This window comes from Methylobacterium longum (assembly GCF_022179385.1).
Taxonomy (GTDB): Bacteria; Pseudomonadota; Alphaproteobacteria; order Rhizobiales; family Beijerinckiaceae; genus Methylobacterium; species Methylobacterium longum.
The window spans coordinates 39,211-53,117 of sequence record NZ_BPQS01000022.1 but is presented as its reverse complement, the minus strand read 5'-3'; the positions used below and the strand labels follow the sequence as shown (position 1 = coordinate 53,117).

The following is a 13,907-nucleotide window of genomic DNA, read 5'->3' as shown; positions in this document are numbered from 1 at the left end:
GTGAGGGCCGCACCTTGCTCTGTCACGGGCTTACAAGCCCAAGGCGAACGCGGGCTGACCCTCACCATGTAGCCTCGCTGGCTTCGCGCCAGCGGGCAACTTCAAGATACAAGGCGTAGAGTTCGCCGCCGGCCACCGGCGCGCCGACGGCGGCGTTCACCGTGAAGGCGTCCTTCAGGCGGTAGCGGGTGCCGACCAGGTCGATGCGGGCGTTGCGCCCGCTGAAACCCTCGCCCTCGAGGCGGAACGACACGCCGTTCTCGAACAGGTACGTCCCCGACAGGGTGGCGCGGAAGGGCGCGCCGATGCGGTTGTTGGGCAGATCGCTGTCGAGGCGCCCGTCCCGGTTGGTATCGTAGCGGCCCTCACGATAGCCGAGCACGGCGCCGAGGCTGAGCTGCTCGCTCACCTGCGCGTTGCCGGTGAACTCGACGCCGTAGATCATCTCCTTCTGCTGGCTCAGCCGGCTGGTCAGCGGGTCGAAGGTCGTGCCCTCGTCCGAGGTCGACACGAACCCGCCCAGCGAGCCCGAGAAGATCCCCGCACGGCCGCGGAGGCCGAAATCGTAGGAGTTCACGATCTGCGCCTGCGGGGCGATGCTGGCATACGCCACGGCGGTCCCCGCGGGCAGGCAGAACGGCCGCGTCACCGGGCAGGCATAGGCGAGCGACAGGCCGGCCCGCCGCGTGAAGGCGCCGATATCGGCGAGCGCGTAGCCCTGGCTGAAGCCGCCGTAGAGATCGATGCCGGGCAGGAGGTTGAAGGTCGCGCCGGCGTTGAAGGTCGGGGCCGCGTAGGCGAAGCGGCCGCCCGTGACGGCGAGCGCCGGCAGCACGAAGGTGGAGTAGCCGAGGGCATTGCGGGCGGCGGTCGCCGCGAAGGTGGTCGGCCGCGTGTAGCCCGCCACGTCGAGGTCGAAATGCTCGTAGCGCAGGCCGGCCCGCAGGGTCAGCCGCTCCCCCACGGGCAGCTGCAGAAGAGCGAAGCCGGCATAGCTGTTCTGCTGGAGCGGCGTGAACACGTCCGCGCCGTCGCGGGATCGCTGGCGCGTGGATTCCGAGATCACGTCCGTGCCCCAGGTCAGCTTCATCCCGGGCAGGAGGACGCTCAGATCCGTGTCGAGGGTGAGATTGATGCCGCCGCGCTCGGTCGCGAGGGCGGATTGGTTGGCGGGGCTCGTCGGCGCGGCGGGCGTGAACGAGTATGTGACGAAGGGGTTCGCCGGATAGGCGAATTCCGTATAGTTGAAGCGCTTGTTGATGTCGTTGAAGAAGCCGAGCAGCGACAGGGACCCGAGCGGCGTGTCCCGGTCGGTGTAGCGCAGGTAAAGCGACCGCGTGTCCTCGGCCACCGGCAGGCCCGGATAGGACCGCGCGTAGTTCGGCCGCGCGTAGGATCCGCTGTAATCCGTGAGATAGCGCGGATCCTGGTTGAGCAGGATCTGGGTGAGGCCGAATTCGAGGCGCTTGCCGAGATCGAGGTCGTGGCCCAGGCGCAGATTGATGTTCCCAAGCTGGAAGCGGTCGCCGCCGCCCTGGCCGAGCTGCCCGTCGGAGGGCATCTCCCGGCCCTTGCCGTCGTAGCTGCGGGCGGCGAAGCGGCCCGACCCGGTGAAGGCGTAATCGACGCCGTCCGGCACCTTGCCGGTCACGCTGATCGAGGTTTCCGGCGCGAGACCGTGGACGGGATCGGCCGTGAAGGTCCGCAGCGCGGTGTTGACGGTGACGATGGGCTTCCCGTCGGTGGGACGGCGGGTGATGAAGTTGACCGTGCCGCCCGTGGCGCCCGCGCTGTAGAGGCTTGAGGCGCCCGCGACCACCTCGATCCGCTCCACGGAATTGAGGTCGATCAGGTTGAGGATGCGCGAGACGTCCCGCAGCGGCGTGTTCACCGGAACGCCGTCGATCAGGACCAGGAGGTTGCGGCCGCGAAAGCTCTCGGAGGCGCTGGAGATGGTGCCGTTCGGCGCCGAGAATCCCGGCACCAGCTTGGACAGCACGGCCGAGGGGCTCGACGTCAGGGCGAGCTGCTGGCGGATCTGGTCGCGGTCGACGACCTGGACGCTCTGCGGCACGTCCTCGAGCCGCCGCGGGGCGCGGGTGGCGGTGACCGAGATCTCGTCCAGGGCGACCGTCGGGGCGGCGATCTGGCCCCGGGCCGGCCCGGCCAGGATCGTCCCCGCACTGAGGATCGCGACGAGACCGACATTCCTCATGACCCTCAGACCCATCCCTGTACGCCCTCGTCGGGGCGTCTCGTTGCCGCCGCGCAAGGTCGATACCCGTGTACAAAAGACACGCGATCGGCGAAGAGCGCAGATTAAAATTCGTCCAATGAGAGGATCGCTCGGCTATCAGCCCGTTGCCAGAAGTCTAAACAGCCGGAACTCTCGACATCATCTTGAGCCTCTAGCATGATGACACGCCGTGCGCTTGGACTCGGGCGAGCATGGGTGCGGACTGCTGCGCAGGATCCGGCTGCATTGGGTGTGCGATGACGAAGCGGACAGATCCGGCCAGGACCACGGCCTCGAAGGCGTCGAAGGGCGCGCCGCTCGTCGCCACGGCGATCGGGCCCGTCGGGGGCGGGCTCCCGCGGGCGATCGAGGGGGCGGATGCGGTCCCGTTCCGCGGCCGGACCGCGATCCGCCTGATCCCCGATCTGGGCATAGCCTCCGTGTTCGGGCCCGCCCGAATTTGGAGCGACGATGCCCTGGTGGAGCGCCTGCTCCTGGTGCGGCCGGCGGCCGGACGTCTTCAGGTGACACAGGGCGGGCGCACGCTCGCCTGCTGCTCGCGCGACGCGCTGCTCGTGGCAGCGAGCCGGGGCGCCGTGTTCGCCGCGACGGGCGTCGAGCGGATCGACGTCCTGGCGCTCGATCGCACCCGGCTTTCGGAGCCCCTCGCCGGCCTCGATGCCGGCTTTCTCAGGCGGGTCGAGCGGGACCATCCGGGCCTGCAGACCTTGACCGCCTACGCCGCGGGCCTGCTGCGTGGGCTGATTCCCGCCGCCACGCCCGCGCTGGCGGAGCTGGTGCGCCAGCACCTGACCCAGCTCCTCGCCCTCATCGTGCGCGAACCCGACCTTCAGGCAGACGCGCCGGCCCCGAAGCGGCGCGATCAGCGGATCCAGGCGCTCAAGGCCGAGGTCGAGCAGCGCCTCGGCAGCCCGGACCTGAGCCTGGACACCGTCGCGCAGGCCCAGCGGATCTCGAGCCGGCAGATCCAGGCGATGTTCCAGGCAGAAGGCGAGACCTTCTCGGGCTTCGTCCTCGCCCGCCGCCTCGATCGGGCGATGCAGCGCCTGACGGATGGCGCGGACCCGCGGCCGGTCGGGGGGCATCGCCTTCGATGTCGGCTTCGGCGACCTGTCGTACTTCAACCGAACCTTCCGCAGGCGCTTCGGGCTCACGCCCTCGCAGGTTCGGCGGTCGCCGGAGCAGGCAGGTCGGCTTCAGGCCGCCATTGCGGACGCAACCGCGGGTTCCGACGCGCGGAGCGCGTGAGCGAGGGAGCGGGTTTCGGTCGGGCTCCGCGTCGTCTTGTGCCGAAGATGGGCCTCAGGCGTGGAGGCTCCCCCCTCAGGATGGTACCGCCAGCACCATCCGGTCATGGCTTTGCCCGATGGGCCGCTCGCGAACGCGACCGAAGCGGAGGGACCCGCTCTACGCGCGCCATGACCGCGGGCGGCCCCGAGCGCCTGATCGACCTCGAACGGTCCGGCTGCGTCGGGTCCGAAGGGGCGGACCTCGACCCCACACCCTCATCCTGCGCGTCGGCAGGTTCTCACGGGATGGGTTTGCGGATCACGCGCCTCTCACTACGGGCGGACGCTCAAGACCGACGACGATGCCAGACGTCGGAGCTGGGACGCACGTGAGCGACCGCTCGTCCGATGATGAGCCCACCCGCGTTCAACGGGGATGCGGCCGAACGGGCTGCCGCACGCCGATGCCCACCCGCGGCTGCGGCGCGACTATGCCGTTGTCAATTTGAAGATCTTCACCGCGGCAGAGGTCCTGACGGGGGGCTTACTGCGGTGGTGCCGGATAGCCTGCGGTTTACCGGGTGGTTCGGACCGTGCCTGCGGTCGCTTGCACGGGAACGTTGACGCTCTCCTCCCGGGCTCGCGCGTCGCTGTCCAGCATCGCTTGGACGCTGTCCGGATGCTTGGGTACGCCCAGCATGCGCGCCAACCCGTCGGCAACCCCGCGACGAACCGCATCTTCCAGGACGTGGTCGTCCTGACCCGTCACAAACGTGAAGCCCATGCGGACGCCCCCAAACGCATTTTGCACCTAGGTTAATTTATCGCATCGCGGCTGGTTCCAACAGCGCCGCCTTCGCCGACCTGTGGATGATGGGGCCGGTCGATCCAGAGTCCTCGGATCGAACCGACAGCCGGCGGCGGCCTTGATGGGGCCTGCAGCGCACCCGACGCCATGTATTCGGGAAACGGCCTCCGCTCCTCCTGTGAGATCATCCAAACGGAGAACGCCCGAATTATCCGGCCCGGCTCACAGAGGCGAAGATTATCAAGCGCCCGATTCGGTCTCGTTCTACTTCGGCGCCTGGTCCGCAACGCAACTGCGCACACAAGGCGTTTTCGATTGCGCACCATTATGGTCCGGTTCGACACAGCGGCGGTTGGCCGGGAGAGATCAGCGCTTCCACTTGCACGGCAAGGTGGATCGACATGCCGCCAACCCCCGATGCACATCCCGCCGCCATGCTCACCGGCAAACAGGTGAGCAGCGCCATCGTGTCGAACGCGGAGCGCCGGGCCGTCGAGACGCTGCCGGCGCGGATCCGTCCGCGCGATGCGCCGCGGGACATCGTCCGCGCGGGCGAGCGGCAGGTCTTCTCATTCCATGGCGCCCGCGATGTCCCCGACCTCCAGGGCCTGCACGGCCCGGACCTGGATCGAAAGCGGCTGGCCCGGGCGGCCCGAGCTGCAGGTTCGGCACGGACCGCTTGTTCCGACGGGCCGATCTTTCGATTTCAATACAATACTCACAGTGATTGGTAACGCGCCTCCGGCATTATCACCGCGCTGCGAGGAGCGAGCCATGCGGACCTGGATGGTGGCCGGAGCAACGACGCTGATGCTGGTCGTCGGCAGTCAAGCCGCGGAGGCGCGGGCCGGCCGAGGATTCGGGCGGCTGTTCTCCGGGCGCACGCACGCGACCTATCGGCCGGCCGTACCGAATCCGTCGCGCGAGACGCGCATCGAGCCGCGGGCGGGCATGCCGGGCTCTGGGTCGGCGCTGGTCGTCACCCCCGGGCGGGTCGCGTCGGCTGCTGCCGCGGGCGCGGTCGTGCCGGCCTGGTCCGCCGAGACGTCTCCGGCCGGAGAGCGGGTCGCGCAGCCTGCCCGCTCCGAACTTCCGGGGCTTCATCCGATGCAGGAAGCCCGGGTGCTTCGGCCGCCCTGCGCGCCCGAGCGAACGGTCGGCCGGGTGGGGTCAGACGGGACCGGGTTCTGCCTGATCAACTAGCACGGCGCGCCCCGGCGACCTTCGGCGTGGCCGCCGCTCAGGGCGCCTCAATCCGGACGAGGGTGCGGCCCAAGTCGAACAGCAGACGATCGGCGGCGGCGCGCGTCTCCACCGGCCTGTCGTCGGTGAGCGCCTGCTTGAGCGCGATGGCCAGGTTGGCCACACGCTCCAGCGGTTTTCCCGTCACGAGCGGCGTGCCGAGCACGGAGCGGTCACCGCCGTCACGGATCTCCATGATGTCCATCCGGATGCCGTGCGAACGCAGGGGCTGTCCCGAGGCGTCGGGGTGGGTCCCGCCCGCGGCTCGGGAGGACAGCGCACGGAGCCGTCCGCCTTGTCTACGCGTCGCCGGAGCGCGCTACCGGCGACGGCGGTGCTTCCGATTTGCAGTCCGAGAAGCTCCTGCTGCTGATGTCGATCCATATGAGCATCCTCGAGCCACCTGCCCCCAGGCGCTTCGGCGACGCGTTACTCGGGATGATCGGTCCGGATCCGGCCGACAACTGACCGCGCCGCCGGATCGTTCGGCCGTCGCGGCGTCCGGTGTCGCGTCCAGTGTGGCACCCGATCGGTCGCTCCGCGCGTGCTCGACGGCCGCGGCAGCGTGGCGGGCGAAGCAGGGCTCCGCGGGCGCCGGTCACGACACCGGCAATTCGATCCGGCAGCGTACGCCGTCCGCGTCCAGGGCGTAATCGACCTCCGCCTGCAGCGCGTAGGCCAGCGCCTCCTGGATCAGCTCCGTACCGTAGCCGCGGCGGGTGATTGCCCCCGGGTCGATGGCGACGCCGCTCTCCACCCAGCTCAGCGCCAACCGACGGCGCTCGCGGCAGCCGGGCACCACCGTCCAGGTCACGGCGAGGTGCCCGCAGCCCGCGCGCAGCGCCCCGTACTTGACGGCGTTCGTGGCCAGCTCGTGCAGCGCCAGCGCGAAGTTCTGGACCTGCCGGGCTGTGAGGTGGATCTCCGGCCCGGCGACGTCGACGCGCCCGGACCCGGCATCGGCATGCGCGGCGAGCTCGGCTCGCACCAGGGCGCCGACCTCGACGGTATCGCTGCCGAACTGGCTGAGCAGTCCCTGAGCCCGGCTGAGCGCCTGCAGCCGCTCCTCGAAGGCCTCAATCGGACCGCCCCGACCCAGCGTCCTGTTCGCCACCGCGGCGACAACGCCGAGGAGGTTGCGCGCGCGATGCTGGAGTTCGTTGACCAGCACCTCCTGCCGCGCCAGCAGCCTGTGGCGGTCCGTGACGTCGATGTTGACCCCCGACCATTTCCGGATCGATCCATCCGGATTCGTGATCGGCACCGCGCGGACGTTCGACCACCGCCACGACGCACTCGGAGCATGCCAGAGACGGTATTCGTGATCGACGACGCTCCCGGTCGAGACCGCGGCCTTCCACATCCGCTCGGTGGCGTCTCGGTCGTCCGGATGGATGGCCGCGACCCAGCCGCGCCCCAGCCAAGCGTCCCGATGCTGCCCGGTGAAGGCGCGCCATCCCGGACTGTCGACCTCGGTGGTGCCGTCGGCCGAGGCTTCCCAGCTGAACTGGCCGAACCCCTCGACTAGGCCGCGGAACCGCTCCTCGCTGGCGCGCAGCAGCTCCTCGGCGCGCTTGCGCGGCAGGACGTCCTTGAAGAGAACCGCCACCTGCCCCTGCGCGGTCGTCCCGACCGGAAAGGCGTAGACATCGTACCAGCGCCCGAGCGCGTCGGCGCGGTCCTCGAAGCGTTCGGCTCTGCCGGTGCGGGCGATCCGCCCGTAGGTCTCGAACCAGTGCGGCTCCAGATCGGGGGCCAGCGCCCGGGCGGTTCTACCCACCACATCCTTGAGACCGGTCTGCTGCTCGAAGGCCGTGTTCACGGACAGGATACGGTAGTCGACCGGACGCGCGGCATCATCGAACAGCACCTCGATGGTGCAGAAGCCCTCGTCGATCGCATTGAACAGGTGGCGGTACCGGGCCTCGCTCGCGCGCAGCAGCGTCTCCGAGACCGCGCGCGCCCTGAAATCGCTCCCGCTCATGTGGACGTAAGCGACCTGTCCGCCCGCCTCGCGCACGGGGATGAGGAGGGCGTCGAAGACCTCGGTCGCCTCCCCCTCCCCCCGGGTATCCAGGGGCTGCCCGGCCACCGGCACGGACTCGCCGGCGAAGGCCCGCTCGTAGAAGGGCGCCACCGTGGCCCAGCCCTCCGGGAAGGTCGCGGCGAGCGGACGGCCCAGCGCTTGGGGGTGCCGATCGCCGTAGAGTTTCGCGGCGGCGTCGTTGTAGAGGAGGATCCGCTCCGGGCCGCATACGAGGCTCGCGACCAGCGGATTGGCCAGCACCTGCTCGACCATCAGCGTCAGTCGCTGCGACCACCGGGCGATCGGCCCGAGGGGCGTGCGCTGCCAATCGTGGTGGCGGATGCGCTCGGCCATCTCGCCGCCGCCCTGTGGCCATGCCGACACGAAGACTCCACCGCACCTGCGTGAGGACCACCATGTCGGCTCGTGGGCGCTGCGGCAACGCCGGTGCCTCGATCCACCCGGTTCGGGCGTGCCTCCTCGCGAGGCCGGCAGCCCTCCGCAGCGTTACGCCGCCTTCCGCAGGCCGGCGGCGGCCCGCGCCGCCCGCTCGATCGCTGCCGGGTCGGGGGTGCCGGGCTTCACCACCCAGCTGCCGCCGACGCAGAGCACGGACGGGATCGCCAGCCAGTCCGGCGCGGTCGCCTCGGTGATCCCGCCGGTGGGGCAGAACCGCACCGCGCCGAACACCGCCGCGTGCGCCTTCAGCGCCTTGATCCCGCCCGCGGCCTCGGCCGGGAAGAACTTGAACCGGTCGAGGCCGTGGTCGAGGCCGCGCATGATGTCGGCGGCCGTGGCGACGCCCGGCAGGTAGGGCACGCCGTTGGCCCTGGCGGCGTCGGTCAGCGGCGCCGTCAGGCCCGGCGAGACGATGAACTCGGCCCCCGCCGCGAGCGCCCTGTCGAGGTCCTGCGAGTTGAGCACCGTCCCGGCGCCCACCACCGCGCCCTCGACCCGGGTCATCTCCCGGATGACCTCAAGGGCGGCCGGCGTGCGCAGGGTGACCTCCAGGGCGGTGAGCCCGCCCTTCACCAGGGCCTCGGCGATGGGCCGGGCCTGGGCCACGTCGTCGATCACCAGGACCGGAATGACGGGCACGGAGCGCATCAGCGCGTCGATGCTGGTCAGATCGTTCATGGTCTCCAACTCCTGTCCGGTTTCAGAGGCCGGCGGCGGCGAGCATCGCCGAGGCGCCCCGCTCCGCCGTGTCGGCCCCCTGGCGCATGAACGCGAACAATTCCCGCCCGGTGCCCTGCGCCGGCCCCGGCGCCTCGGCCTCCGGCCGAGCGGCCAGCTCGGCGGCGTCGACCAGCACCTCCAGCAGGCCGTCGGCCGCGCTGAGCCGCACGATGTCGCCGTCGCGGATCCGCGCGATCGGGCCGCCGCCCAGCGCCTCGGGGCTCAGGTGGATCGCGGCCGGGACCTTGCCGGACGCCCCCGACATCCGCCCGTCCGTCACCAGCGCGACCTTGTGGCCGCGGTCCTGCAGCACGCCGAGCGGCGGGGTGAGCTTGTGCAGCTCGGGCATGCCGTTGGCCTTCGGGCCCTGGAACCGGACCACCACCACGACGTCCCGCTCCAGCTCGCCGGCCTTGAAGGCCTTGAGCACCTCGTCCTGATCCGAGAACACCCGGGCCGGCGCCTCGATGGTCCGGCGCTGCTCCTCGACCGCGCTGGTCTTGAACGTCGCCCGGCCGAGATTGCCCTTCACCAGCCGCATGCCGCCGTCCGGCTGGAACGGGGCGGCGGGGCGGCGGAGCATCGTGTCGTCCAGACTCTCCGCCACCGCGTCCTCGAAGACCAGCTCCTCGCCGACGAGCTTCGGATCGCGGGCATGGTCGCGCAGCGACTGGCCCGCCACGGTCAGGATGTCGTCGTGCAGCATCCCGGCATCGAGCAGCGCGGCCATCACGAAGCTCATGCCGCCCGCGGCGTGGAAGTGGTTCACGTCGCCGGCGCCGTTCGGGTAGACGCGGGCGATCAGCGGCACGGCGCTGGAGAGCCGGTCGATGTCCTCCCAGTCGATCACGATGCCGGCGGCCCGGGCGATCGCCGGCAGGTGAATCGCGTGGTTGGTCGAGCCGCCGGTGGCCAGCAGGCCCACGGCGGCGTTCACGATCGCCTTCTCGTCGACGCATAGGCCGAGCGGCCGGTAGTCGTTGCCGGCGCAGCCGATCTCGGTCAGCCGGTGGATCGCCGCGCGGGTCACGGCCTGCCGCAGCTTGGTGCCGGGATTGATGAAGGACGCGCCGGGCATGTGCAGGCCCATCATGTCCATCATCATCTGGTTCGAGTTGGCGGTGCCGTAGAACGTGCAGGTCCCGGCCGCATGGTAGGAGGCCGATTCGGATTCGAGCAGTTCCGCGCGGCCGACCTTGCCCTCGGCGTAGAGCTGGCGGATCCGCTGCTTCTCCTTGTTGGCGAGGCCGGAGGGCATCGGCCCGGCGGGGATCAGGATCGTCGGCAGGTGGCCGAAGCGCAGGGCGCCGATCAGGAGGCCCGGCACGATCTTGTCGCAGATGCCGAGCAGCGCCGCGCCGTCGAACATGCCGTGGCTCAGGCCCACCGCGGCGGAGAGGGCGATCGTGTCCCGGGAGAACAGCGACAGCTCCATGCCGGTCTGACCCTGGGTGACCCCGTCGCACATGGCCGGCGTGCCGCCCGCGACCTGTGCGGTGGCGCCGCGCTCCCGGGCGAACAGCTTGATCTGGTCCGGATAGCGCCCGTAGGGCTGATGGGCCGAGAGCATGTCGTTGTAGGCGGTGACGATGCCGATGTTCATCACCGTCCGCTCGTCGCGGATCGCCGCCTTGTCCTCGCCAGAGGCCGCGAAGCCGTGGGCGAGGTTGCCGCAGGCGAGCTTCCCGCGCCGGACCCCCGCCTCGCGCTCGCGGGCGATCAGGTCGAGATAAGCCCGCCGGGTCCCGCGGGAGCGCGCCACGACGCGCTCGGTGACCGCCGCGACCTCGGGATGAAGCTCGGTCATGCTCGTTCCTCCAGGCTCGGTGCCGACGGGCGCAAGGCTGATGCCGGAATTCGGGCAAGGCCCAGGCGGCTGCGTCGGCGACCGGTATCTAGGGAATGCGCCGTGGGATGTAACCCGGCTGACGCGTGCGGGGGGGATTGCGTGAACGGTCGCACGGCAGCGACGGGCGCAGAAGGGAACCCCAACCGCACCGCTCATCCCGAGGTGCCCGCATCCGCGGACCTCGAAGGCGGGCTCCAGAGCGGGCGCGATCCCTGGAGGACTCCTTCGCGGCGGCCGCTTCGCATCCGCGCGTCGGGATGAGGTCGCGCTCGGGATATCCGGACCCGCCGGATCCCGAGCGGCCGGGCCCTCAATACTCCCAGAAGATGCGCTGCAGCTCCTTGGTGTCGCTCGTCTTCGTCAGCGCCACCGCCGCCAGGATCTTGGCCTTGGCAGGGTTCAGATCGTGGGCGACCACCCAGTCGTACTTGTCGTCGGGCTGCTCGGCATTGCGCAGGACGAGGCCGTCCGGCACCCGCGAGGAGCGGATCACCAGCGTGCCCTTGGAGCGGATGTCCTTGAGCGTGTCCACGAGGTAGCCCGCCACCGAGCCGTTGCCGGTGCCGGCGTTGACGATCGCCTTGGCGCCGGCCTGGACCTCGGCGTCGTAGACGCCGGGGATCATGGTGCCCGAGCCGTAGACGATGCCCACGAGCGGCAGGCTGTCGATCTGGTCGATGTCGAATTCCGAGCTCGTGTTGTGGCGCTTGGACAGGGCGCGGAAGAAGTAGGTCTTGCCCTCGATCACCATCCCGAGGGGCCCCCACTGGCTGAAGAAGGCACTCGGGACGACGTTCGTCCGCTTGGTGACGTCGCGACCCGACTGGATGGTGTCGTTCATCGTCACGGTCACGCCCTGACCGATCGCCTCCTTGCTGGCCGCCACCGTCACGGCGTCCAGCAGGTTGAGGGCGCCGTCGGCCGAGATCGCCGTGCCGGGCCGCATCGAGCCGACCACCACGATCGGCTTGTCGCTCTTCACGACGAGGTCGAGGAAGAAGGACGTCTCCTCCAGCGTGTCGGTGCCGTGGGTGATGACCACGCCGTCGACGTCGTCCTGCTTCAGGAGCTGGGAGACGCGCTTGCCGAGCTGGACGAGCTGCGCGTCCGTGAAGCTCTCCGAGGCGATCTGGAAGACCTGCTCGCCGCGGACGTTGGCGATCGTGCTGACCTGCGGCACGGCGGCGATCAGCTTGTCCACCGGCACCTTGGCGGCCGTGTAGGTGGCGCTGTTGGCGGCGTCGGCGCCCGCACCCGCGATCGTGCCGCCGGTGGCGAGGATCACGACGTTCGGCTTCTTCGTCGCCGCGGCCGCATCGGCCTGCGGCATCTCGCGGGCCTGGAGCGAGAGAGGCCCGAGCCCGCCGGTGAGGACCAGCGCGAAGACCATTCCGCGTGTGGCGAGAGCCGCGTCGCTTCGGCTTGAGAACATCGGTGATCCTCGATGGTTGACGGGTGTGCGAGTCCGACTCGACGCGGCGATGGTAGCCGCCCCCCCGCATGAGGCAAGGATCATGCGGGGCGCCGACGCGCGCCGCGCGGCGGATCGTTACGCCGGCTCGGGCGTTATGAAGGGTTGCTGTCCGCTCGGAGGTAGACCCCATGCTGCATCTCGCCGGCCTGCTCGAGGAACTCGAGCGGAGCGAGCCCGCACGGGCCGCGATGTCGATCCTCGAGAAATCCCTGGCTCGCCGCTCGACGGAAGAGCAGGGCGCGTTCTGGCGCGCCATCGACCTGTACTACGTCTCCCGCAAGGCGCCGCCGGAGGGGACCGCCGCGGCGCAGAGAGGTCCGGCGCTGGCCGTCGTCCCGTAGCGGGCTGCCCGCGCGGGCAGCCCGCCGCCGAGAGCCCGGCCGGAAACCCGTGGGTCAGGCGCCGGCCGGTACCGCCGGCGGCACCCCGGCCCCGCCCTCCGGTTCGCTGCCGGCTGCGGTCGCGCCGCGGGTCTCGGGCATCAGAGCGAGATAGAGGACGAAGCCGAGAGCGGCGATCGCCGCCAGGGCCAGGAAGGCGGTCGCGTAGCCGGCGGAGACGATGATCACGCCGGCGAGCGTCGCGCTGAGCGATGCGCCGACGCCCTGCGCGGTGGCGACCGCACCCTGGGCGGCGTTGAAGCGGCCGCCGCCGCGGGTGAGGTCGGCCACCACGATCGGAAACAGCGCGCCGTAGACGCCGGCCCCGATCCCGTCGAGGAGTTGGACGCCGACCAGCCAGAACGGGTTGTCCGACAGGGTGTAGAGCACGCCGCGCAGGGCCAGCACTCCGAAGGCTGCCAGGAAGATCGGCTTGCGTCCGATCACGTCGGCCTTGGCGCCCACGAAGATCGCCACCGGCACCATCACGCACTGCGCGGCCACGATGCAGACGGCGATCAGCGAGGTCGCGTGGTCCTTGCCCGAGAGGTGCGTCAGGAGCTGGCCCACGGAGGTCAGCATCGCGGCGTTGGCGAGGTGGAAGATCGCGCACAGCACGGCGAAGAGCAGCAGCGCCCGGTTCTGCAGCAGGGTTGCGAGGCCCGAGGGCTTCTCCTGTGTCTGCGCCTCGTCCTCGGTCATGCCGCGGGCGAGGTCGTCGTCGATGGCGTCCGCCGGCACCATCAGCATGGCGCCGATCGACAGGGCCGCCAGGACGCCCATGAGCCAGAACACCACGACCGGGCCGAAGAAGTAGGCCAGCCCGCCCGCCACCGCGGCCGAGACGGCGTTACCCGCGTGGTTGAAGCCCTCGTTGCGGCCGATCCGCTTGGCGAACATCTTCGGGCCGACGAGGCCCAGCGTGATCGCGGCCAGCGCCGGGGGGAAGATCGTGCCGGCGACGTGGGCGATCGATTGGGTCGCCGTCACGAGGTAGAAGTTGGCGATGAACGGCAGGACGAGGCAGCTCACCGTCACCGCGATGGCGCCGCCAATCACTACGGCGCGCTTGTGGTTGGTGGCGTCGATGAGCGCGCCGGCGGGCGTCTGCGCCACGAGACCGAGGATGCCCGCGATGGTCATCACGAGGCCGGTGGTGGCCTCGTTCCAGCCCTCGTCCGGACCGCGCACGGCGATCAGGTAGATGGCGAGGTAGGGCCCGAGACCGTCGCGCACGTCGGCGAGGAAGAAGTTCAGCGCGTCGAGGCCGCGCAGGGCCTTCGCGGAGGGCGATCCGGTTCCGTCGGCGCGCGACCGCGCGCCTGTCTCGATCCTGTCCATCCTGCCGCGATCCCCCGATCGACACACGGCGCGGCCCCGACTCGGGCCGCGCGGTCACATCCGGGGCTTGACGCGGGCCTGCGCGTTCGGTTCCCGCCCGGCCCCGCCGGGAGCCGGAACCG

The 13,907-nt window shown here is 70.5% G+C and carries 11 protein-coding genes; 4 read left to right on the top strand and 7 right to left on the bottom strand.

Translation table 11 applies throughout. The features are described 5' to 3' along the window. Positions 1–61 precede the first annotated feature (61 nt). Positions 62–2,215, bottom strand: a complete 2,154-nt coding sequence (locus MFF58_RS18740) for a TonB-dependent receptor (RefSeq protein ID WP_283206451.1) — start codon at positions 2,213–2,215, stop codon at positions 62–64. A gap of 278 nt (positions 2,216–2,493) precedes the next feature. Between MFF58_RS18740 and MFF58_RS32740 the strand changes: the two genes are divergently transcribed. From MFF58_RS32740 to MFF58_RS18720, 3 genes are all read left to right on the top strand, one after another. Then, positions 2,494–3,879, top strand: a complete 1,386-nt coding sequence (locus tag MFF58_RS32740; RefSeq protein ID WP_435404753.1) for an AraC-like ligand-binding domain-containing protein — start codon at positions 2,494–2,496, stop codon at positions 3,877–3,879. An 816-nt stretch (positions 3,880–4,695) separates the two neighbouring features. Then, positions 4,696–5,028: a hypothetical protein gene (locus MFF58_RS18725; RefSeq protein ID WP_238290333.1), complete on the top strand. Its 333-nt coding sequence runs from the start codon at positions 4,696–4,698 to the stop codon at positions 5,026–5,028. A 40-nt stretch (positions 5,029–5,068) separates the two neighbouring features. Continuing rightward, a complete protein-coding gene (locus MFF58_RS18720; RefSeq protein WP_238290332.1) occupies positions 5,069–5,497 on the top strand; it encodes a hypothetical protein in 429 nt (142 codons plus the stop codon). 37 nt (positions 5,498–5,534) lie between these two features. Here MFF58_RS18720 and MFF58_RS18715 read toward each other — a convergent pair whose 3' ends face one another. From MFF58_RS18715 to MFF58_RS18695, 5 genes are all read right to left on the bottom strand, one after another. Further along, complete coding sequence (locus tag MFF58_RS18715) at positions 5,535–5,732, bottom strand: hypothetical protein (protein ID WP_238290331.1); 198 nt, start codon at positions 5,730–5,732, stop codon at positions 5,535–5,537. A 402-nt stretch (positions 5,733–6,134) separates the two neighbouring features. Continuing rightward, positions 6,135–7,946: a sensor histidine kinase gene (locus tag MFF58_RS18710; protein WP_238290329.1), complete on the bottom strand. Its 1,812-nt coding sequence runs from the start codon at positions 7,944–7,946 to the stop codon at positions 6,135–6,137. Positions 7,947–8,069: 123 nt separating this feature from the next. Beyond that, positions 8,070–8,699, bottom strand: coding sequence for a bifunctional 4-hydroxy-2-oxoglutarate aldolase/2-dehydro-3-deoxy-phosphogluconate aldolase (gene eda / locus MFF58_RS18705; protein WP_238290328.1), 630 nt, complete (start codon positions 8,697–8,699; stop codon positions 8,070–8,072). 22 nt (positions 8,700–8,721) lie between these two features. Beyond that, on the bottom strand, positions 8,722–10,548 hold the full coding sequence (gene edd / locus MFF58_RS18700; protein ID WP_238290327.1) for a phosphogluconate dehydratase: 1,827 nt from the start codon (positions 10,546–10,548) through the stop codon (positions 8,722–8,724). 352 nt (positions 10,549–10,900) lie between these two features. Continuing rightward, a complete protein-coding gene (locus MFF58_RS18695) occupies positions 10,901–12,022 on the bottom strand; it encodes a type II asparaginase (protein WP_238290326.1) in 1,122 nt (373 codons plus the stop codon). A gap of 170 nt (positions 12,023–12,192) precedes the next feature. On the opposite strand from MFF58_RS18695, the gene MFF58_RS18690 reads away from it, so the two are divergent. After that, complete coding sequence (locus MFF58_RS18690; RefSeq protein ID WP_238290325.1) at positions 12,193–12,405, top strand: hypothetical protein; 213 nt, start codon at positions 12,193–12,195, stop codon at positions 12,403–12,405. A gap of 54 nt (positions 12,406–12,459) precedes the next feature. On the opposite strand, the gene MFF58_RS18685 is transcribed toward MFF58_RS18690, so the two are convergent. Beyond that, positions 12,460–13,785, bottom strand: a complete 1,326-nt coding sequence (locus MFF58_RS18685; RefSeq protein WP_238290324.1) for an MFS transporter — start codon at positions 13,783–13,785, stop codon at positions 12,460–12,462. Between the last annotated feature and the right edge of the window lie 122 nt (positions 13,786–13,907).

Coding starts and splice junctions, on each gene's coding strand:
- MFF58_RS18740 (WP_283206451.1), bottom strand. CDS start 2,215: ATGAGGAATGTCGGTCTCGTCGCGATCCTCAGTGCGGGGACGATCCTG.
- MFF58_RS32740 (WP_435404753.1), top strand. CDS start 2,494: ATGACGAAGCGGACAGATCCGGCCAGGACCACGGCCTCGAAGGCGTCG.
- MFF58_RS18725 (WP_238290333.1), top strand. CDS start 4,696: ATGCCGCCAACCCCCGATGCACATCCCGCCGCCATGCTCACCGGCAAA.
- MFF58_RS18720 (WP_238290332.1), top strand. CDS start 5,069: ATGCGGACCTGGATGGTGGCCGGAGCAACGACGCTGATGCTGGTCGTC.
- MFF58_RS18715 (WP_238290331.1), bottom strand. CDS start 5,732: ATGGAGATCCGTGACGGCGGTGACCGCTCCGTGCTCGGCACGCCGCTC.
- eda (WP_238290328.1), bottom strand. CDS start 8,699: ATGAACGATCTGACCAGCATCGACGCGCTGATGCGCTCCGTGCCCGTC.
- edd (WP_238290327.1), bottom strand. CDS start 10,548: ATGACCGAGCTTCATCCCGAGGTCGCGGCGGTCACCGAGCGCGTCGTG.
- MFF58_RS18695 (WP_238290326.1), bottom strand. CDS start 12,022: ATGTTCTCAAGCCGAAGCGACGCGGCTCTCGCCACACGCGGAATGGTC.
- MFF58_RS18690 (WP_238290325.1), top strand. CDS start 12,193: ATGCTGCATCTCGCCGGCCTGCTCGAGGAACTCGAGCGGAGCGAGCCC.
- MFF58_RS18685 (WP_238290324.1), bottom strand. CDS start 13,785: ATGGACAGGATCGAGACAGGCGCGCGGTCGCGCGCCGACGGAACCGGA.